General features: G+C 62.4%; 14 protein-coding genes and 1 other RNA gene. 11 read left to right on the forward strand and 4 right to left on the reverse strand.

From position 1 onward, the window contains the following. Positions 1–272 precede the first annotated feature (272 nt). Together ssrA and CCR96_RS11525 are read right to left on the reverse strand one after the other, a co-directional pair. Positions 273–632: a transfer-messenger RNA gene (gene ssrA, locus CCR96_RS11520) on the reverse strand. Between the two features lie 126 nt (positions 633–758). Then, positions 759–905 carry a hypothetical protein gene (locus CCR96_RS11525; RefSeq protein WP_201220274.1) on the reverse strand — a complete coding sequence of 49 codons (147 nt, stop codon included), beginning with the start codon at positions 903–905 and terminating at the stop codon, positions 759–761. Positions 906–1,112: 207 nt separating this feature from the next. On the opposite strand from CCR96_RS11525, the gene rimO reads away from it, so the two are divergent. Further along, positions 1,113–2,441: a 30S ribosomal protein S12 methylthiotransferase RimO gene (rimO, locus tag CCR96_RS11530; protein WP_201220275.1), complete on the forward strand. Its 1,329-nt coding sequence runs from the start codon at positions 1,113–1,115 to the stop codon at positions 2,439–2,441. 50 nt (positions 2,442–2,491) lie between these two features. Next, complete coding sequence (gene pbpC, locus CCR96_RS11535) at positions 2,492–4,738, forward strand: penicillin-binding protein 1C (RefSeq protein WP_201220575.1); 2,247 nt, start codon at positions 2,492–2,494, stop codon at positions 4,736–4,738. A gap of 168 nt (positions 4,739–4,906) precedes the next feature. Here the strand turns inward: pbpC and CCR96_RS11540 are convergent, their stop codons facing one another. Further along, positions 4,907–7,081, reverse strand: coding sequence for an HAD-IIB family hydrolase (locus tag CCR96_RS11540; protein ID WP_201220276.1), 2,175 nt, complete (start codon positions 7,079–7,081; stop codon positions 4,907–4,909). Between the two features lie 152 nt (positions 7,082–7,233). On the opposite strand from CCR96_RS11540, the gene CCR96_RS11545 reads away from it, so the two are divergent. Together CCR96_RS11545 and tilS are read left to right on the forward strand one after the other, a co-directional pair. Further along, positions 7,234–8,235, forward strand: coding sequence for an acetyl-CoA carboxylase carboxyltransferase subunit alpha (locus tag CCR96_RS11545; RefSeq protein WP_201220277.1), 1,002 nt, complete (start codon positions 7,234–7,236; stop codon positions 8,233–8,235). A 53-nt stretch (positions 8,236–8,288) separates the two neighbouring features. Then, on the forward strand, positions 8,289–9,725 hold the full coding sequence (gene tilS, locus CCR96_RS11550) for a tRNA lysidine(34) synthetase TilS (protein ID WP_242518957.1): 1,437 nt from the start codon (positions 8,289–8,291) through the stop codon (positions 9,723–9,725). Between the two features lie 98 nt (positions 9,726–9,823). Here tilS and trxA read toward each other — a convergent pair whose 3' ends face one another. Further along, positions 9,824–10,687, reverse strand: coding sequence for a thioredoxin (trxA, locus tag CCR96_RS11555; RefSeq protein ID WP_201220278.1), 864 nt, complete (start codon positions 10,685–10,687; stop codon positions 9,824–9,826). 298 nt (positions 10,688–10,985) lie between these two features. On the opposite strand from trxA, the gene trxC reads away from it, so the two are divergent. The 7 genes from trxC to CCR96_RS11590 all read left to right on the forward strand — a co-directional run bounded on the left by trxC (position 10,986) and on the right by CCR96_RS11590 (position 21,335). Then, complete coding sequence (trxC, locus tag CCR96_RS11560; protein ID WP_201220279.1) at positions 10,986–11,420, forward strand: thioredoxin TrxC; 435 nt, start codon at positions 10,986–10,988, stop codon at positions 11,418–11,420. Positions 11,421–11,948: 528 nt separating this feature from the next. Further along, complete coding sequence (gene carA, locus CCR96_RS11565) at positions 11,949–13,100, forward strand: glutamine-hydrolyzing carbamoyl-phosphate synthase small subunit (RefSeq protein WP_201220280.1); 1,152 nt, start codon at positions 11,949–11,951, stop codon at positions 13,098–13,100. Positions 13,101–13,227: 127 nt separating this feature from the next. Continuing rightward, positions 13,228–16,434 (forward strand): carbamoyl-phosphate synthase large subunit, encoded by a 3,207-nt coding sequence (carB, locus tag CCR96_RS11570; protein ID WP_201220281.1) that lies wholly within the window; start codon positions 13,228–13,230, stop codon positions 16,432–16,434. A gap of 244 nt (positions 16,435–16,678) precedes the next feature. Beyond that, positions 16,679–17,155 (forward strand): transcription elongation factor GreA, encoded by a 477-nt coding sequence (greA, locus tag CCR96_RS11575; protein ID WP_201220282.1) that lies wholly within the window; start codon positions 16,679–16,681, stop codon positions 17,153–17,155. Positions 17,156–17,374: 219 nt separating this feature from the next. After that, the gene (locus CCR96_RS11580; RefSeq protein WP_201220283.1) at positions 17,375–17,698 is read left to right on the forward strand and encodes a DUF2845 domain-containing protein; all 324 of its coding nucleotides are present in this window, start codon (positions 17,375–17,377) and stop codon (positions 17,696–17,698) included. A gap of 91 nt (positions 17,699–17,789) precedes the next feature. Continuing rightward, the gene (locus CCR96_RS11585) at positions 17,790–18,851 is read left to right on the forward strand and encodes a polyamine ABC transporter substrate-binding protein (RefSeq protein WP_338035878.1); all 1,062 of its coding nucleotides are present in this window, start codon (positions 17,790–17,792) and stop codon (positions 18,849–18,851) included. A gap of 3 nt (positions 18,852–18,854) precedes the next feature. After that, positions 18,855–21,335, forward strand: a complete 2,481-nt coding sequence (locus CCR96_RS11590) for an EAL domain-containing protein (RefSeq protein WP_201220285.1) — start codon at positions 18,855–18,857, stop codon at positions 21,333–21,335. Positions 21,336–21,423: the final 88 nt, after the last annotated feature.

Here is a 21,423-nt window from a genome sequence, read left to right on the forward strand (position 1 = left end):
TGCCAAAGGCATCAAGGTCAGTACACGAGAAATGGCGACACTGAACATCCGGCGACGACGGCTCTGCCCCAACCTGAACTACACAATCAGGCCAAACAAATCGGGAAGTAGTTAATGGACACTTACTAAGTTGGGAGATGAGTTGCTGCAGGTCTGAGCAGCTTTGCCAAAAGAACCCTTACAATCCAATTTCGTTTGTGGGTAGCTTTGTGGGTACAGCACAGGGGAGACTTCCTTTTCTCCTTTAGATTCAGTGCCTTGACTTTCTAAAATGGTGGAGGCGGCGGGAATCGAACCCGCGTCCGCAAGCCCTCCGCCGTCGGTCCTACATGCTTAGCCCGTTCTATTGTTTTTAGCCTTCCACCGCCCGAAGGGCAGGGCGATTGGTCAGCGAGCCCGAATTAGGTTTTAGCGATCTCGGTCCAGGCCCCCGGTATCGCGATCCTGTGTGATGTTACCCCACGAATCCGCCGCCCACAGGCAAGTGACGGTGTGAGGCCCACTGGGTTTAAGCAGCGAGAGCGTAGTTGTCGTCGTTGGCAACTATAGATTTGCGGTTGGATTTACGAGGTCGCCCGCACCTCGGCATGCACCTCGGGTTTTGTGACCCACGTCGAAGCCATGTCGCCCCCAAGTAACAGGTAGACACGCTATCACCCTGTGGGGTTCCCTGGCAATGCCAGAAAAGCAAACCGGGCCGACCTCGGTGTCGTCGGCCCGGTAGCTTGAGAAGTCTCCGAGCGGATTCGCTGGTGGACTTACTCGGCGGCGGTGCTAAAGGTGTCGACCGTCTGGACCTCGACGACCTGAGCTTGGTTGCTCTTGGCGACGTCTGTATCCGAAACGACCAGAGCGGCTTGGGTGCCACCGATCAACAGTGCGACGATTGCGAGTGGTGCTAACATGTTGAACCTCCTATTGGTTCATGGTGGAGCTGAAGCTTGAGAATTAGTATATAAGCAAACTCTAATTCGTCAAGGGCATCTCGACGAATTTTGACGTGGGTCAGGCGCAGGCGTTTTTCGGCGGCGCTTGCGAAAGCTCAAACAGCTGTCTTGATCCGGCTCCGTTCACCTCCCGTTCACCTCGACGGTTACGCGCAGGCAGAATTCATGGCGACGAAAAGCATCCCTAAGGTGGGTTTCATCAGTCTCGGCTGTCCCAAGGCAACGGTCGATTCCGAGCGCATCCTGACGCGCTTGCGGGCCGATGGGTATGCGATCGCGGCGGATTACGCCGGGGCTGATCTGGTAGTGGTCAATACCTGTGGCTTTATCGATGCGGCGATCGAGGAGTCGCTCGATGCGATCAGCGAGGCGCTGGACGAGCACGGACGGGTGGTGGTGACTGGTTGCTTGGGCACGCGTGCGGAGATGATCCGCGAGGCACATCCGGATGTCTTGGCGGTGACCGGCCCCCAGGCCGAGGATGCTGTGCTGGAGGCGATCCACACCCATCTGCCGCCGCCTGAGCACAATCCCTTTGTCGATCTGATGCCGCCGCAAGGGATCAAGCTAACGCCGGATCACTTCGCCTATATCAAGATTAGCGAGGGCTGCAATCATCGCTGTAGCTTCTGCATCATCCCGAGCTTGCGGGGCGACCTGGTCAGCCGGCCGATCGGCAGTGTGCTGGATGAGGCGCATCGCTTAGTCGACGCCGGAGTGCGCGAGCTGCTGGTGATCTCTCAAGACACCAGCGCTTATGGGGTTGATTTGCGCTATCAGGCCGACTTTTGGAGGGGCAAACGGCTAACGACCGATATCGAGACCCTGGCCCGTGGCTTGGGTGAGCTGCAGGCCTGGATCAGATTGCACTATGTGTATCCCTATCCGCAGGTGGATCGGCTGATCCCGTTGATGGCCGATGAGCTGATCCTGCCGTATCTGGATATGCCGCTGCAGCACGGCAGTCCGTCAGTGCTGAAGGCGATGCGGCGACCGGCGGCGACCGAAAAGGTGCTCGATCGTCTCGTGGAGTGGCGCCGCATCTGCCCTGAGCTGGTGCTGCGGAGTACCTTCATCGTTGGCTTCCCCGGTGAGACCGATGCCGATTTCGAGCAATTGCTGGCGTTCTTGAGCGAAGCGCAGCTGGATCGGGTCGGCTGTTTCAGCTACTCGGCGGTTGCTGGTGCCGCGGCCAATACGCTGGCCGACCCGGTGCCAGAGGCGCTGAAGGAGGAACGCCGGCAGCGCTTCATGGCCCTGCAGGCCGAGATCAGTCGCGACAAGCTCGCGCAGCGTGTCGGCAAGCGCGAGATCGTGCTCGTCGATGAGGTTCACGAGGAGCAAGTGATCGCACGCAGCTATGCCGATGCCCCGGAGATCGACGGCACTGTGATCATCGATGGCGCCTGGGAGCTTGAGCCGGGTTACTTCATTGAGGTTGAGATCACGGCAACGGGTGAGCACGACCTGTTTGCAGTGCCGGTCGCTGAGTAGTCATGAGTCGTCAACCGATGCCAAGGCGGAGCCGTTGTGTTGGCTGAGTGATGGACTCGAGGGGCTCGGTGGCGATTCGGCGGGCGGGGCTAAGCGTTGCCCTGTTGCTTGGTACTGCCGCGTTGCTGCTGGCCGCCGTGGCACTGACGCTGTACGGGCTGCGCGCCAGCCAGCCGCCAGATCTCGCAGCTGAGACCTCGCCGCTGGTACTGGACCGCAACGGCCAGCTCCTGCGTGCATTTACGGTGGACGATGGGCGCTGGCGGCTGGCGGTGAGTCTGGACGAGGTTGATCCGCTGTATCTGCGGATGTTGCTCGGTTACGAGGATCGGCGTTTCTGGCAGCATGCGGGGGTGGATCTTTGGGCTTTGCTGCGGGCGGCCTGGCAGGCCTTGGGCCAGGGCCGGATTGTCTCCGGGGGCTCGACGCTGACCATGCAGGTGGTGCGGCTGCGGCTGGGGCTCGCGACGGGCTCGCTTGAAGATAAATGGCGACAATTCGGCGGGGCGCTTGCGCTTGAGCGCGTTGAGGATAAGCATCAGGTGCTCGAGGCCTATCTGAACCTGGCCCCGTTTGGCGGCAACCACGAGGGTGTGCGGGCGGCTTCATTGGCCTGGTTCGACCGAGAGCCGCGGCGACTGACACCGGCGCAGGCGGCGTTGCTTGTGGCCTTGCCGCAATCGCCGGAGCAGCGTCGGCCGGATCGCTCGCCGGATGCAGCGCGGCGCGGGCGCGATCGGGTCTTGGCGCGGGCTGAAGCGCTGGGGTTGATCGATGCCGATACTGCAGCCGCGGCGCGGCGCGAGCCGATTCCGACCCGGCGACGGCCATTTCCGATGCTGGCGCCGCATCTGGCGCGTCGCGCGCGGGCGCTCTCGCCAGCGGCTGGTGTGCATCGGCTGACCCTAGATGCACGCCTGCAAGCGCGTCTGCAGACGTTGGCCGCTGAGCGTGCCGAGCAACTGCCGGATGCGGTTTCGGTTGCGATCTTGGTCGCCGATCATGGCAGCGGGGAGGTCTTGGCCAGCGTCGGCTCGGCCGGGCTGCTGGAGTTTGAGCGCGATGGCTTTGTCGACATGACGCGTGCCGCGCGCTCGCCAGGCTCGACGCTGAAGCCACTGATCTATGGGCTGGCGTTCGAGCTCGGGCTGGCGCATCCGGAAAGCCTGATCGACGATCGTCCGCGCGCCTTCGGTGGCTATGTGCCGGAGAATTTCGATCGCGGCTTTCAAGGTACAGTGACGATTCGCGCAGCGCTGCAACAGTCGCTGAATGTCCCTGCAGTGACGCTGCTGGAACGGGTCGGGCCGGCGCGGCTGCTGGCGCGGTTGCGGCGGGCGGGGGCCGAGCCGCGCCTGCCGGAGGCAGCGGTTGGCGCTGGGCTGGCGATTGGACTCGGTGGGGTGGGGCTTAGCTTGACCGATCTGGTGAGCGTTTATGCGGCGATTGCTCGCGGTGGTGATCCTGTCATGCTGCAGGATGGACTGAGAGACCCAATAGGCCCTGATCGCGCAAGGGTCTCTGCGGACGCAACCGTTTCTTCGGACCCGAGGCTTTCCGCGGAGCGAATGCGTTCTGCGGGCGCTGCGACACACCCGGACTCCTCGGATTATGCGAGGCGGAGCGGAGCTTCCGGCATGCACATCCGAACAAGTGCGGTGGCTGAACGCAACCCGGTGCTATCGCCACGCGCGGCCTGGTATCTCGCTTCGATCCTGTCGGGGGCGCAACGCCTCGATCTGAGCGGCGGTGCAATCGCGCTGAAGACCGGAACCTCCTATGGCTACCGGGATGCTTGGGCGCTTGGCTTTGATGGCCAGCAGGTGATCGGGGTTTGGGTGGGGCGACCGGATGGCGCCGCGGTGCCGGGGCTGACTGGCACTGAGGCGGCGGTGCCGATCCTTTACGATGCCTTTTCGCGTCTCGATGAACGGATGCCGCTGCCAGGGCCACCATCGGCGGTGCTGATGGCCGTGAGCGCCGAGTTGCCCCTGCCGCTGCGTCGCGTGGGCGGTAATCCCTCGAGTGAACCTGATGATCAGCTCGAGATCGCCTTTCCGCCAGATGGCGCGGTGGTCGATCTTGGGCTGGGGCTCGGACTGGGGGGCGGGGCGGAGCTGACGCTGAAGGTGCGCAATGGCTCGCCGCCGTTTCAGTGGCTGGCGAATGGCAGGCCGATTGCGCAGGCGCCTTACGCCCGCAGTGTCCAATGGCGCCCCGAGGGGCCTGGTTTCGCAACCATTGCCGTGATCGATGGAAAGGGCCAGTCCAGCCGCGTCAGTGTCAGCTTGCAATGAAACGCTTGTTGCTGAGCCTGTAGCCGACAGGCTTGCCTAGCGGGCTGCGTAGACGGGCTGCCTAGACGGCGTTCGAAGCCGCAGGGTTGCTAGGTTGCCGAGCGCCTGCTCAAGCTCACTGATGGCATTCGTTGCTCTGCAGGCTCAAAACGCGGATTACTCGGCGGATTACTCGAGCGATTTGTCATCTTCCGGCCGCACCGGCACCCGACAGGCATCGAAGAACCGATAATGCTCAATCGCCTCAAGGATGCCGGCCGCAAACGGCTGTTCGGCAAAGTAGATGCTCTCGGTATCGGTGAGCTGTGAGAGTTCCTCGTGATGGCGGTTGGCGACGACCACGGCCAGGGTGTTGCCGCGCATCATGTCCTCATCGGCGCCCGAGCCGCCAGCGGTCAGACAGTGCTCGATCGGGATGCCGAACTGGTCGGCCACGTAGCGCAGGGCCAGGCCCTTCGAGGCGCGTGCTGGTACCACGTCGAGGAATTGGCCAAACGACAGATTGAGATGCACGTTCAGGTCGGCCTGATGCAAGATGCTGCCGATCTCGTCCAGGCAGGGGGCGTGCTCAGGGTCGATGTAGAAACTGACCTTAAACCGGCTCTGCTCCGACTTGGGCTGGCGCTTGATGCCAGGCAGGTCGGCGAGCACGTCGCGCACCCGGCGCGGGTACCAGAGGTGGTCGATGTGCCTAGCCCAAGCATCGTCGGCGGTCAGCTGCGGGGCGTAGTAGATCTCGGTGCCCAAGGCGGTGATGAGGACATCGGGGCGCGGGATGCCGTAGCGACGCATCACCGCCAGTGCCGAGTCGAGCCGTCGCCCAGTGGCGATGCCGAAGCTGGTGCAGCGATGGTTCTCACGCATGATGCGCAAGAAGTCGGCGAGCGAATCCGGATCACCGAGCAGGTTCTGATCGAGATCGGTGAAGATGGCGCGATCGTGATAGAGCATCGGCCGCCGCGCGACTGGGGCCATTGGCGGTGGTTCGACCTGTTCGAGTAGGGGCCTGATCGCCTCCATGTAGCTCTCGGCATGGGCCTGCCAGGAATAGTGTTCCTTCACGCCACGGAGGCCATTCTTGCACATGCTGCGCCAGCGCGAGGCATCGCTCACCACCTTCAATAACGCTTTGGTGATGTCCTGCTTGTCGAGCGGATCGATCAGAATGCCGTTCTTACAGTGGCCAATGATATCGATCGGGCCACCATCTTCGGTGGCGACAATCGGTAGGCCACTGGCGGCGGCCTCGATCAGCGTCAGCCCAAATGGTTCGGTGAGCGCCGGGTTGATGAAGACCCCGCGCGAGGCTGCGGCTAGCTGATACAGGACTGGCACCTCGTCGGCCCGATGGTGTTTTGGGTAGGCGACCTTGCCGTAGAGGTCGTAGAGGTCGATCAGGATCAGGATGTCGGTCAGAACCTGCTGGGCGCCGCTATCGAGATCGCGGATGTCGTCGCGGTTGCCGGCGATGATCACCAGGTTGGCATTGCGCTGCAGCTCTTCGGACTCGCCGAAGGCATCGACCAGGGTGGCGATGTTCTTGCGCTCGTCGGGCCGCGATAGGGCGAGGATGATCGGCTTCTTCGGGTCACGCAGAAAGCGCGCCAGCTCCTGCTTGATCGACGCCTTTTGCTCGCTGCCATCCGGCGGATGGAAGCGGGTCAGGTCGGTACCGGGTGCGATGACCGACATGCGCTCGGGCTGGTAGTGGTCGTAGAGTCCGTACTGCTCTTGGATCTCCTGGCTGGTGCTGGTGACGACCAGGCTGGCGGCGCCAAGGGTTTCTTCCTCGGCATCGATGCGCCGATCCATGCGATAGCGTTCATCGATGATCTCTTGCTTGACACCGGAGGCGAGCAAGCGGCGGCGCTTGACGCGTCCGAGCGAATGTCCGGTATGCACCAGCGGCACACCGAGCTGGCTCGAGACCCGGGTGCCAACATAGCCAGCGTCAGCGTAGTGGCTGTGGATCAGGGTCGGTGCGATGTCCTGATCACGCAGGAAACTGAGCATATTGTCAGCGAAGGTGTCGAGATGATCCCAGAGTTGCTCTTTTGGCAGATACTCGGCTGGACCCGCCTCGATGCGCACGATACGCGCTTTGGGGCCGATGTCCTCGGCGGGCTGCTGATAGTCTGCGCTGACATGCGAGTCGACGACTAGGCGCGTGAAGAGGTCGACCCGGTCGACGTCGTCACGTTGGGCTAGGGCGCGGGCGAGTTCGACGACATAGAGCGTCTGTCCACCGGTGTCGGCATCGCGACCGAGCTCGAGGTCATGGCCGCGTATGAGTCCGTGGACGCTGATCAAGACGATGTAGCGGGAGTCTGGTTGTGGTGTCATACGGCTGACTGCTGCTATCGAGGTGGCGGCTTTACAGATCGTGAGAATATCCGATCCGCGATCACCTTGCCCGGAGCGATCAGCCTTGCAGCGCCGGGCAGGCGAAAACCTGCTGTCAACTGCGACCTGATTTCACGTAGAATCCCCACCCCATGGACCTGAACTTTCTCGAATTTGAACAACCGGTCGCCGAGCTTGAGGCGAAGATCGAAGAGCTTCGGCATCTCGGTGCGACCTTGGGCGCCCGTCATCTTGGCCGTCATGGCCCGGGTGATGAAGAAAACGGCATCAATATCGCCGACGAGATCGAGCATCTCGAGACCAAGAGTCGGGCGCTGACCGAGCAGATCTTCTCGTCGCTGACGCCGTGGCAGATCTCGCAGCTGTCGCGACATCCGCTGCGGCCGTATTTTCTCGACTATGTCGACCGTATCTTCGACGGCTTCCAAGAGCTGCATGGTGACCGCGCCTTTGCCGACGACCGCGCCATTGTGGGTGGCTTGGCGCGGCTCGACGGCCAGTCGGTGATGGTCATTGGCCACCAGAAGGGCCGCGACACCAAGGAGAAGATCCAGCGCAATTTCGGTATGCCGCGGCCCGAGGGCTATCGCAAAGCACTCCGGCTGATGCAGATGGCCGAGCGCTTCGGGCTGCCGATCCTGACCTTTATCGACACCCCCGGGGCCTATCCCGGCGTTGGCGCCGAAGAGCGCGGCCAAAGCGAGGCGATCGCACGCAATCTGCAGGTGATGGCGGGGCTGCGGGTGCCGATCATCGTCACCGTGACCGGCGAAGGCGGTTCCGGCGGCGCCTTAGCGATTGGCGTCGGCGACCGCCTGATCATGCTCCAGTTCAGCACCTACTCGGTGATCTCGCCAGAGGGCTGCGCGTCGATTCTGTGGAAGAGTGCGGAGAAGGCACAACTGGCGGCTGAGGCCATGGCGATCACCTCAGACCGGCTCTACGAGCTTGGCTTGGTCGATGCCGTGGTACCGGAGCCGCGCGGTGGCGCGCATCGCAATATCGACGACACGGCCTCGTCGCTAAAGATGGTGCTGGTGGATGAACTCGCGCGGGTCGCGAGCCAGCCCGTTGATCAGGTCGTCGAGGCGCGCTATCAGCGCCTGCGCGGCTACGGTCATTTTAAGGGCTGAGGCGACCCCGCTGGCAACGGGTATCGAGCCATATCCATCGCTGTGCCGGCGCCTTGCCCTCCTTGCCTGATGCCGCCTTCTCCGCTGATCGACTGAGGCCGCTGCTGGCGGCCGCGTTGGCGCGGTCGCCGCGTTCTCAGCGGCTCTGGATCGCCTATAGCGGCGGCTGCGATTCCCACGTTCTCCTGCATGCCTGTGTTGAGCTGCGCGCTGAGCTTGATGTGGTACTGAGTGTCATCCATGTCGACCATGGCCTGCATCCAGAGTCCGGTGCTTGGGCGCGCCACTGCGGCAGCGTCTGTGATCAGCTGGGTGTCGATTTCCATGCGCGGCGGGCGCAGATCGAGCGTCGTCGGGGCCAAAGCCTAGAGGCGCTGGCACGCGCGACGCGCCGACGCCTGTTTGCCGATTGCCTTGGCCCTGGCGACTGGCTTGCGACCGCGCAGCATCGCGACGATCAGGCCGAGACCCTGCTGCTCGCGTTGCTCCGCGGCAGCGGTGTCCACGGCTTAGCCGCAATGCCAGCGTGCGCAGCACTGGGAGCTGGAACCCTCATCCGCCCGTTGCTCGGGTTCGCACAGGCCGATTTGCGTGCCTACGCCGAGCAGCATCGGCTGTGCTGGCTCGAAGATCCGTCGAATCAGGATCTCGACTTCGATCGCAATCTGCTGCGCCATCAGATCATGCCGGTCTTGCGCCAGCGCTGGCCATCAGCGTCAACCACCATCGCCCGCAGCGCCGCCCACTGCGCTGAGGCCGCTGTGCTGATCGATACGCTGGCTGATGAACTGCTGCCAACGGTTGCCGGCTCGCGGCCGACGACACTTTCGGCCGCGCGCCTGTCGACGCTAGCATCCGAGCGCGCCCGCGCAGTGTTGCGGCGCTGGTTGGCGCGGCAAGGCTTTCGAGCGCCAAATCGGCCGCGCTTAGAGAGGATTTTGAGCGAGGTCGCTCAGGCCCGCGCCGATGCCCAGCCCCTGGTCGCCTGGGAGGGATGCGAACTGCGTTGCTACCGCGATGATCTGTTCGCGCTGGCGCCCTTGCCGCCGCGCCCCGCGACCGAGTTGAGTTGGGATGGGCGGCAGCCACTGCAACTGCCGCTGGGCTTGGGCAGGCTGCGCCTCGAGGCCGATGACTCGGCGTGCCCAGTGGGGAGCGCAGCATCCTGCCAGAGGTTGCCTCATGTGCCTGCCATGATCGTTCGCTTTGGCTCGCCTGGCCTGCATTGCCGGCAACCGAATCGACCGAGTCGAACACTCAAGAACCTGTTCCAGCAGGGCGGTGTTCCCGCCTGGCTGCGAGCCTATGTACCGCTGCTTCTCGATGGTCAAGGCGAACTGCTTGCGGTTGCCGGTGTTGCGGGCTGCGGTTGGGAGGGTGACTCCAAGCGCGGGCAGCGGCCGTTGTGCTTGTGGTGGGAAGGGCATCCCTGGGCGCAGTTTGGCTGGTTCACCGAGCCCTTGGTGCTCAGGCGGGTCGGGCCTGGATGACGACGCGCTGGCCAAGCTCCCCAGCAGATCGCTGTACACCGCGTCCATGGGGCGGAGATCCGGAACATCAGGCCATCAGTTCACTGTAACGGCAGGCTTCAGTACAGACTGCTCAACATCTTCGCCCGATAGCCTGTCACCAGCTCGTCATGACTCCCCAGGAGATCGAAGATCGCGACCATGCCTTTGCGTGCTGCATCGTCGCCATACTGACGGTCACGCTTTAATAACGTCAGCAGATTCTCCAGTGCTGCCTCGTTGTCACCGGCCAACACTTGATGGGCCGCCAGCTGATATCGTGCAGCACTATCTCCAGGGGTCGCTTCGAGGGTTGCCTTCAGTGCTGCGGCAGGTGGTGCATCAGCGACCGCTGCGCTGAATGCCAGCCGCCCGCGCAGTGCCGCGAGTTCTGGATCAGCAGCCAGATCGAGTGGGGTGTGCTCCAGCAGCGCGAGTGCGCCTTGGGCGTCGCCCTCTGCTGCCCTCAGCTGGACCTTGGCGATGAAGACGCGGCTGTTGCTTGGATCATCACGCTCGGCTCGGTCGACCAGTGCCGCTGCTGCTGTCAGATCGCCTGTGGCGATCGCCTGACGTGCCTGTTCGAGCAGCCGATCGGAGGCGCGAAGGATGTGCCGTGATAGGAACTCGCGGATCTGCGCCTCGGGTAACGCGCCCATGAACTGGTCGACTGCTTGGCCGTCCTTGAATAGCTGTACCGTCGGCAGGCTGCGGATTCCAAACTGCGCGGCCAGTGCCTGCTCGGCCTCGGTGTCGACCTTGGCGAGGAAGAATTGACCTTTGAATTCTTCGGCGAGTCGCGACAAGATCGGCATCAGTTGCCGGCAAGGTGCGCACCAGTCGGCCCAGAAGTCGACCAGTACCGGACGTTCAAAGGAGCCCTGGATGACGATGCGCTCGAAGTCGGCAGCCGTAACGGCGGCCGTATGGGTAGAGTCGGTCATAGTGTCTCTCGATGTGGTCTAAGGCGCGCAAGGCCTTGGCGAGTTGGGCCGCTCAGGCACCTGCGCGGAGTCGCCAGCGCGAAGTCGCATTGGCACTTGGGTCTTGCCTGGAAAATAATTGTCGCAACGGCCTCAATCAAGCGGGCGTTGGTTCGAATCGGCATCGGTACTCGGCGAGCGAGGTTTTTCCGATCGGCCTTTCCGAACGGCCTTTCCGATCACCTTGTCCGGTCACGCTGATCGCCCGACTCCTGAGAGCTGCCACCCAACATTTCGGAACCTCACTGGAGGCATACCAATGACAACGCCCATCCACATCGTCTGCCCGCACTGCGATGCGGTCAATCGGCTTCCACCACAGCGCCTCGCTGACGGCGGGCGCTGCGGTCAGTGCCATCGCGCCCTGTTTGACGGTCAACCGCTCGCGCTTAGCCAGGCAAGCTTCGAGCGCCACGCTAGCCGCAGCGACATCCCGCTGGTGGTCGATTTCTGGGCCGCTTGGTGTGGTCCCTGCAAGATGATGGCGCCAGCCTTCGAAGCGGCAGCGTCCCGGCTCGAGCCGCGGGCTCGATTGGCTAAGGTCAACACGGAACAAGAGCAGGGGCTGGCGATGCGTTTTGGTATCCGCAGCATTCCGACCCTGGCGCTCTTTGTCGGTGGTCAAGAACGCGCGCGGCAAGCCGGGGCCATGGATACTAACGGTATCGTGCGCTGGGTCGAGACCAATCTATAACGTCGTTCGCGCTACCGATCCCTGTCATCTGTCGATGGAACTGACCCCGGGTTGCGCCATGACGACCTCGAGATCTAGTGCTCAAGAGCACCGCTCCTCGCGCGTCAACGGACAAAGCGTCGCACATTTTGTGACGCAGTTGTTGCGCTGCAGCACTAACCATGGACAGCGGCGGAGGCTTTCGCTAACATCCTGGCCGTTTTGTACGGCGACGGCTTAACGGTTTTCACGAGCGGACTGCGGTCTTAGTGCGGGCATGTTTGATGAGCCCTCGCCAGCGCTCGACTTGAAGCGTACACCCTTTGCCTGAGTGGGTACGCCACGGTCGTCGTCTACCACATTGTTGCTGGGTCGCATGTGTCACTGCAACAAGGGTCGCATTGGGCGGCCATTGATGGTCGGGCATTTCGCCCGGCAGGCAGCATGGATAAGCCTGTGCTGCCTCAGGCGCAATTGGTGACATCGATTGATTCCATCAATTCATGACATCAGCCGCGTTCTGCACCACCGACTGCCTCGGAGGCTGCGTTGACTATTCCTGCGGTTTTGGTCCTGCAAGACGGCTCTGTCTTTCGCGGGACATCAATAGGCGCCCGCGGCCAAAGCGTTGGTGAGGTCGTGTTCAACACGGCCATGTCGGGCTATCAAGAGATCCTGACCGACCCGTCTTATCGGCGGCAGCTGGTCACCCTGACCTATCCGCACATCGGTAATACCGGTACCAACGAGGAGGATGAGGAGTCGCCCGCGATCCAGGCCGCTGGCCTGATCATTCGCGATCTGCCGGTGCTCGCGAGCAATTTCCGCCGCAACGAGACCCTGAGTGCGTATCTCGAGCGTCAGGGGGTGGTTGGCATCGCCGACATCGATACCCGACGTCTGACCCGACTGCTGCGCGAGAAGGGGGCGCAAAACGGATGCTTAATGGCCGGCGATGATCTCGACGAGCAGGGCGCCCTGGTCGCGGCTACCGCCTTTCCTGGACTCAAGGGCATGGATCTCGCGCGTGAGGCCGGCGTCAGCAGCGCCTATCGCTGGACTCAGGGCACTTGGAGCCTTGAGCAAGGATTGCCCGAGCCGCTCGCCTGGGATGACGAGCGCTTGCGACACCATGTCGTCGCCTACGACTTTGGCATCAAGCGCAATATCCTTCGGCTGCTGGTCGACCATGGCTGTCGGATCACGGTGGTGCCGCCGCAGACCTCGGTTGCCGAGGTGCTCGAACTGTCCCCGGACGGCGTCTTCCTCAGTAACGGTCCTGGCGACCCCGAGCCCTGCGGCTACGCGATTGAGGCCATTCGTGAACTGCTGGCGCGTGATGTGCCGCTGTTCGGCATCTGTCTCGGGCATCAGCTGCTTGGTCTCGCCTGCGGCGCGCAGAGCGTGAAGATGAAGTTTGGTCATCATGGTGCCAACCATCCGGTACAGGACTTGACGACCGGACAGGTCATGATCAGTAGCCAGAATCACGGCTTTGCCATCGATGAGCAGAGCCTGCCGGCTGCGGTCGAGGCGACCCATCGCTCGTTGTTCGATGGCTCGCTGCAGGGGCTGCGCCACCGTGCGCATCCGGCCTTTAGCTTCCAGGGGCATCCTGAAGCGAGCCCGGGCCCGCATGACGTTGAGCCCTTGTTTGCCCAGTTCGTCAGCATGATGGACGCGCGCTCGGGCGGGCAGTGAGCAGAGTGGAGAGTGGAGAGTGGAGAGTAGAGAGTAGAGAGTGGATAGAGGGTAGGTGAATCGCGCAAGATTCACGTTAAACAAACACAACCTTTTTACGTAGCAGATTTCGGACGCCTCTCAGCCTATGCCCAAGCGCACAGACATCCAGAGCATCTTGATCATCGGCGCTGGGCCGATCGTGATCGGGCAGGCCTGCGAGTTCGATTACTCCGGCGCCCAGGCCTGCAAGGCGCTGCGCGAAGAGGGATTCCGCGTGGTGCTGGTGAACTCGAACCCGGCGACGATCATGACCGATCCGGAGATGGCCGATGCGACTTACATCGAGCCCATCACCTGGCGGGTCTTGGAGCGCATCATCGCCCATGAGCGCCCGGATGCGCTGCTGCCGACCATGGGCGGACAGACGGCGCTGAATTGCGCGCTGGATCTGGTCACCGAAGGCGTGCTCGAGCGCTACGGCGTGGAGATGATCGGCGCCTCGCGCGAGGCGATCGACAAGGCCGAGGATCGCGATCTGTTCCGCCAGGCGATGCGCCGTATCGGCCTCGACATGCCACGCTCGGCGATCGCGCATAGTCTGGAAGAAGCGATTCAGGTGCAGGCGCAGATCGGTTTCCCGACCATCATCCGGCCCTCGTTCACCATGGGCGGCAGCGGCGGTGGCATCGCGTACAACCATGAGGAGTTCGAGGAGATCTGCACCCGCGGGCTGGATCTCTCGCCGGTCAACGAGCTGCTGATCGAGGAATCCGCACTGGGTTGGAAAGAGTACGAGATGGAGGTGGTGCGCGACCACAAGGACAACTGCATCATCATCTGCTCGATCGAGAACCTGGACCCGATGGGTGTGCACACCGGCGACTCGATTACGGTGGCCCCGGCGCAGACGCTGACCGACAAGGAATACCAGCGCATGCGCGATGCCTCGCTCGCCGTGCTGCGCGAGATCGGCGTCGATACCGGCGGCTCGAACGTCCAGTTCGCGATCCATCCCGACGATGGGCGCATGATCATCATCGAGATGAACCCGCGCGTCTCGCGCTCCTCGGCGCTGGCATCCAAGGCCACCGGCTTCCCGATCGCCAAGGTCGCCGCCAAGCTCGCGGTTGGCTACACCCTTGATGAGCTGCGCAACGAGATCACCGGCGGCGCGACCCCGGCCTCGTTTGAGCCGGCGATCGACTACGTGGTCACCAAGATCCCGCGCTTTGCGTTCGAGAAATTCCCGCTCGCCGATGCCCATCTGACCACGCAGATGAAATCAGTGGGCGAGGTGATGGCGATCGGCCGCACCTTCCAAGAGTCACTGCAGAAGGCGCTGCGCGGGCTCGAGACCGACAAGGACGGTCTCAACGAGATGTTGAACCTGTCCGATCCGCAGTCGCTGAGCCGACTGCGCACCGAGCTGCGCCAGCCGGGCGCCGAGCGCATCTTCTACTTGGCCGATGCCCTGCGCGCCGGGATGACCCTGGACGAGGTGCAGGCGCTGACCAAGATCGATCCCTGGTTCCTGGCGCAGATCGATGAGCTGGTGGCGATCGAGCATGAGGTTCGGGTGCAGGGGCTTGCAGCGTTGGATGCAGCGCGCCTGCGCGGGCTGAAGCGACGCGGATTCTCGGATCGGCGTCTGGCTGCGCTGACCAAGCAGACCGAGGAGGTGGTCCGCGAGCGCCGGCGTGAGCTTGGTATCCGGCCGGTGTTCAAGCGCGTCGATACCTGCGCTGCTGAGTTTGCGACCAGCACGGCGTACCTGTACTCGACCTATGAGGAAGAGTGCGAGGCGGTGCCAACTGACGCCAAGAAGATCATGGTGCTCGGCGGTGGTCCGAACCGGATCGGGCAGGGCATCGAATTCGATTACTGCTGTGTTCACGCCGCCTTCGCGCTGCGCGATGATGGTTTCGAGACCATCATGGTCAACTGCAATCCGGAGACCGTCTCGACCGACTACGACACCTCCGATCGACTCTATTTCGAGCCGCTGACCACCGAGGATGTCCTCGCCATCGTCGACACCGAGCGCCCCTATGGCGTGATCGTCCAATACGGCGGGCAGACACCGCTGAAGCTGGCGCGCGACCTGGAGGCCGCCGGGGTACCGATCATCGGTACCTCACCTGACAGTATCGACCATGCCGAAGACCGCGAGCGTTTTCAGCGTCTGATTACGGAGCTGGGTCTGAAACAGCCGCCGAATGCGACTGCGCGCAGCGAGAGCGAAGCGGTGGAGCGGGCGGCTGAGATCGGCTATCCGTTGGTAGTGCGTCCCTCCTATGTGCTGGGCGGGCGGGCGATGGAACTGGTCTATGATGAGCAGGATCTGCGCCGCTATATCCGCACCGCGGTCAGCGTCTCGAACGCGGCACCGGTGCTGTTGGACCGTTTCCTCGAGGACGCGATCGAGGTCGATGTCGATGCCGTCTGCGACGGCGAGTCGGTGCTGATCGGCGGCATCATGGAGCACATCGAGCAAGCCGGGGTGCACTCGGGTGATTCGGCCTGCTCGCTGCCGCCCTATACCCTGAGCGCCAAGCTGCAAGACCGCCTGCGCGAGCAGATGGCGGCCATGGGGCTGGCGCTCGGCGTGCGCGGGCTGATGAACGCCCAGTTTGCGATCAAGGGTGAGGATATCTACGTGCTTGAGGTCAACCCAAGGGCTTCGCGCACGGTACCCTTTGTTTCCAAGGCGGTCGGTGTTCCGCTCGCCAAGGTCGGTGCGCGCTGCATGGCCGGGCGCTCATTGGCTGAGCAGGGCATGCTGCTTGAGGTCGCGCCGAATCGCTACTGCGTCAAGGAGGCGGTGTTTCCCTTCGTCAAGTTTCCTGGTGTCGATACCCTACTCGGGCCGGAGATGAAGTCGACCGGCGAGGTGATGGGGATCGGCAAGACCTTTGCCGAGGCCTTCGGCAAGGCGGTGGAGGCGGCCGGGATGGCGTTGCCACGTCCGGGAAAGGCCTTGCTCAGCATCCGCGATGCGGATAAGGCACGGATGTTGGCGGTCGCCCGCAAGCTCCTCGAGCTGGGTTTTACGCTCTACGGCACCCACGGCACGGCACGGGCGATCCAGGATGCCGGGATGGACTGTGTTGGGGTCAACAAGGTCAAGGAAGGGCGCCCGCACATCGTCGATATGATCAAGAACGGGGAGGTGCGCTTTATCGTCAATACCACGGAGGGGGCGGAGGCGATCGCCGATTCGGCAGCGATCCGGCGCGCGGCCTTGCAACACAAGGTCAGCTATACCACGACCATCTCTGGTGCTGAGGCCACCTGCCTCGCCTTGCAGGCAGGTGACCTTTTGGAGATTACCCAGTTACAGACGCTTTACTGAGCGCTTGTGCGCGGTTAGTCTCTGCGATGTTGTCTCGTCCCGCTTACCGCGGGGCCTCGTCATCATAATCCCTACGCGTCGATCGATCGGTGGGTCCCCCATCGAGCGCACCGCTTCCTAAACCAACCTTCGACAACAACGCTATCCAAGATGGCGCGCGTTTGCCCACTGTTGCCGCAACGCGTGCTGACCGACGTATTCAGTGGGCGCGCCATGGTGCGCCCCAGTGTAAGAGGATGCCCGCATGAATAGAGTCCCTCTCACGGCGAAAGGCGCCGAGCAGTTACGCACAGAGCTCGAGCAGCTCAAGCGCGTTGAGCGCCCACGCGTGATCGAGGCCATCGCCGAGGCACGCGCACACGGCGACCTGAAGGAGAACGCTGAGTATCACGCGGCTCGGGAGCAGCAGGGCTTCATCGAAGGCCGCATCAAGGAGATTGAAAGCAAGCTCTCGAATGCCGAGATCATCGATGTCACCAAGCTCAATCCTGGTGGTCGCGTGGTCTTTGGCGCAACCGTGGATGTGCTTGAGATCGACAAGGACGAAGAACACACCTTCATCATCGTCGGCGATGACGAGGCCGACATCAAGCAGGGCAAGATCTCGGTTGGCTCGCCGATTGCGCGTGGCCTGATCGGTAAGAGCGAGGGTGATACCGCGCTGGTCGAGGCGCCCGGTGGCAAACGTGAGTTCGAAATCCTCGAAGTACGTTATGAATGAGGGCGCTGCATGCCGTTGCGGAACCAGTGCTGGAGCCGGTGACGAGTGTCATCGAGCGTGCCACCAGGGTGCGATCAGGGACGCGATCAGGGACGCGATCAGGGTGTGATCAGAGGCGCGCGATGAGAGGTGCGCTGAGAATCGGCCTATAATCCCTGACCGGCCGACAGCGAAGACTTGCTTTCGCTCGGCACGATAAGCCCTGGAGAGGAGGTATCCATGCGCCATCTGGCTCTGATCGGTTGTCTGCTGCTTGCGGCAGCTCCAGCTCACGCACTGCGCTGTGGCAACAGCGTGATCTCGGAAGGTGACAGTACCTTACGGCTGAAGCGGTTTTGCGGCGAGCCGGCCCAGGTCGAGCAGCACGAGGATCGGGTTGCAGTGGAGCGTTACGATTCGTCGCGGCAGCATGACTACATAGATTATGTGGGTAAGCCCTACGAGATCTGGATCTATAACTTCGGTCCGCGCCGCTTGATCAACCGCATTGAGGTTCGCGACGGCGTCATCAAGCAGATCACGACCGGCGGTTACGGCTATTGATGACGACCTCGATGGCCATGCACTGTCAATGATGGGGCTTTGGGTGAAGAACGAGTGCGGCTTACTGCGGACATCATGGCTGTTGAGCCGCGTGCTGCTGGTCCCGGTCTTATTGGCTAGCGCTGCGCTGGCTGAGGAACCACAGGGCACCTCCGCTTGGGCAACAAAGGCACCGACACGCGAACTGCGGGTGTTGACCTGGCCAGAATATCTCGATCCGGCCCTCGTCGACATGTTCGAGCGGGAATTCAAGGCGCGCGTCAGATTCGACTATTTCGAGAGTGACGATGCGCGTGATCGCTTTGTCGTGCAGAGCGATGGTCAGGGATTCGAGATCGCGGTGCTCGATAGCAGCGCCATTGCGAGCTATCAGCGACGGGGCTGGATTCGCCCCATCGACGTGGCACAGGTTCCCAACCTGCGCCATATCGACAAGGCTATCGATCAGGCCTACCCAGAGACCAGCGGTTATGCGGTGCCGTATTTCTGGGGCACCACCGGCATTGCCTACCGGGCTGACTTGGTGCCGGAACCGCCACGGCGTTGGATGGATCTGTTTCGCCCCGATGCGGCCTTGGTTGGGCGTATCATGATGATCGCCGACAGTTACGATCTGATCGGCATGGCCCTGAAGGCGCTGGGTTTCTCGATGAATAGCGACGATCCCGAGCAGATCGAGCAAGCCACCGCACTGCTGTTGGAACAAAAACCCGCGTTGCGCGGCTATGGCACCTTAGAACTGGGCCCGGAATCACCGCTGATCACTGGTGAGCTGGTGGCGGCCATGAGCTACAGCGGCGATGCGGCGATGCTGATGGAGCAGCATGACGCGATCCGCTATCGGGTGCCAGAAGAAGGTGGGCCGATTTGGATCGACTATCTGACGATTGGCGCGCAGGGCCAGTCTGATTTAGCCCTAGCCTTCATCGACTTTCTCAATCGTCCCGAGGTGGCGGCGCAGAATGCCCGCTATCTTCACTATGCAACGCCCAATCGGGCTGCCGAGGCACTGTTGCCCACCGAGTTTCTCAGCGATCCATTGATCTACCCTCCACCCGAGACGCTTGCCCGCTGCGAGCACTACAAGCCGCTGTCACCCGAGGCGGTGCGCCAGCGTGTCGAAGTCTACTCAGCGATCGTCCACGGTCGCTGATCCGTGCGCCTGCAAGCGAAATTAGCCTTAGCGCTGGTGCCCTTGATTGCGCTGCCGCTGCTGGCCTCTGGCTGGCTGAGCTGGAACTATTCAGGCGCTGATCTGCAGCGCAAGGCCGAGCAAAGCCTCGATGCGGCGCTGCACCGCGTTGAGCAGGCGACCGAAGCGCTACTCGAGAATGCGAACGCGAGCCTTGATCTGCTCGCGATCGCCCCAGAGACCGAGCGCTACGCGCGCAGCAACAATCCGGAGGATCGCTACTCGCTGTTCCAATCGCCGCTGCTGAAGCTCTTTCAAGACTATCGGCGGACGTACCCCGAGTATCTAATGGTTCGCTTTCTGATGCCCGATGGCCGCGAGGACGCACGCGCGGCGGGGGTGGTGAGCGGTGTGATCGGGGTCGACTCAGCGGTCGAAGCGGCCTTGTTGAGACAGCTTCCGATCCCAGAGTCGCAACTGCTCGACCTGGACAACGATAGCCTCATCTTCTATCGACCCGTTCGGCTTTCGCTCGGCTATAGCGATGCCACAGAGGGTGCTTATCGCTTGCGCGGATTCATCGCGCTGACGGTGTCGCTCGCGGGGCTCTACGCACAGGTCAACGAGCTGCGACCGAACCTCGGGTGGCTGTTCTTGGTGTCTCGCGACGGCCAGATGCTTTTTGGCGCTGGTGATGCGGCTGCGGCTGGTCATGCGGCGGCTACGGATGACGCGCTCCTAGCGCGGATCTTGGAGATCGCGACGAGCGCAGAGGCGCCGCAACTCGAGCCGCTCAAGATCGATTGGGAGGGTGGTCATCGGCTGCTGCAGGTGCGTCCCGTCGGGGCGGGTTTGACCGCCGTTGCGCTCTTGCCCGCTGATGCCTTACTGGAGCCACTGCAAGACCTGGCGTTGAAGATTGTGGCCATCACGCTGGCTTCAGGTCTGTTGTTGGCGCTGGTCCTGTACCTTTCGTTACGTCGGCTCGTGCTGACACCGCTCGCGCAGCTGCGCAAGGCGGCACAGGCGATTGGTGCCGGCAGCCTGACCCCAGCGATTGATGTGCGCTCCAATGACGAGATGGGCCTCCTCGCTGACGATGTGCGCGAGATGGGCCAGCGCCTGAGTACCTATCGCAAGCAGATCGAAGATTTGGCATTCAATGATCAGTTGACCGGTCTTCCCAATCGACACCTGATCCGCGAACTGCTGCAAACCCATCTGCAGCACTGTCAAGCCGCTGGCGAGCCGCTCGCCGTGCTCTTGTTCGACCTCGATAACTTCAAGCAGATTAACGACAACCTTGGCCATGCGAGCGGCGACCGGCTGCTGCGGATCTTGGCCGAGCGGTTTAGAACCCAGCTCGATGTCGAGGCCTTGCGCGGCCGAGCGCAGCTGGCGCGGTTTGGCGGTGATCAACTGCTGCTCGTGATCGGCGGGCTGCTTGACAACGACGAGTCGGCGCGCCTGGCCGAGCGGATCTTGGCGGAAACGGCGAAGCCGTTCGACCTGGGCGTTGGCCATTACGTGGTCACCGCCAGCGTTGGTGTCGCCGAGTTTCCGCGCGATGCCAACAATGCCGAGGGCTTGATCCGTTGTGCTGACCTGGCGATGTACCGCGCCAAGGCGGATGGTCGTAATACCTATCGGTTCTTCTCGCCCGATCTCGACAGCAAGGCTTCGGAACGGCTCCTGCTCGAACATCGCCTGCGGCTGGCTGTGGTCGAGCGCGCCTTTCAGGTCTACTACCAACCGCTGTTTACCATCGAAGGGATGCAGATCGCTGGATTCGAGGCCTTACTGCGCTGGACCGATCCTGAGCTCGGCGTGATCTCGCCAGCGCGCTTTATCCCGATTGCCGAGCATACCGGGCTGATCGAGGAGCTTGGCGACTGGGTCATGCGTGAGGTCTGCGCGCAGCTCGCGCGCTGGGCGGCGGTGGGGCTAAAGACGGTGCCCGTGGCGATCAACATCTCGCCGCTGCAATTGCTGCGCGGTTCGTTGATCGAGCGCCTTCAAGGCTATCTGCAGCAGTTCCAGCTGGCGCCCAGCCAACTCCATATCGAGATCACCGAGTCGGTGCTGATGGACATCAGCCCAATCAACAGCGCGCGTCTCGAGGCCTTGGCCGAACTCGGGATTGCGCTGCACATCGATGATTTTGGCACCGGCTACTCGTCGATCAACTATCTGCGCCGTTTCAAGATCGATTGCATCAAGATCGATCGAAGCTTCGTCGGCGACATGTGCACCTGCGATGAAGATCGCGCCCTGGTGGCGGCGATGATCGCGATGTCCAAGGCCCTGGGGATGCAAGTGGTCGCCGAGGGCATCGAGACCCAAGAACAGCGGGATCTGCTGCATGACCTTGGCTGCGATCTCGGTCAAGGTTATCTGTTCGCTCGCCCCTGTGGGGCTACCGAGGCCATGCGCTTCTTGGCTCGGCCTGCTGCAGTGGCTGTTGAACCCGTCATGCCTGCTGCAGCAGATGCGGAGGTGGATTGAGGCCGATCGACAAAGTACAAATCGATGGTACAAATCGATGGTACAAATCGATGGTACAAATCGATGGTACAAATCGATGGTACAAATC

The sequence above is a fragment of the Halochromatium roseum genome (genome assembly GCF_016653315.1).
Taxonomy (GTDB): domain Bacteria; phylum Pseudomonadota; class Gammaproteobacteria; order Chromatiales; family Chromatiaceae; genus Lamprobacter; species Lamprobacter roseus.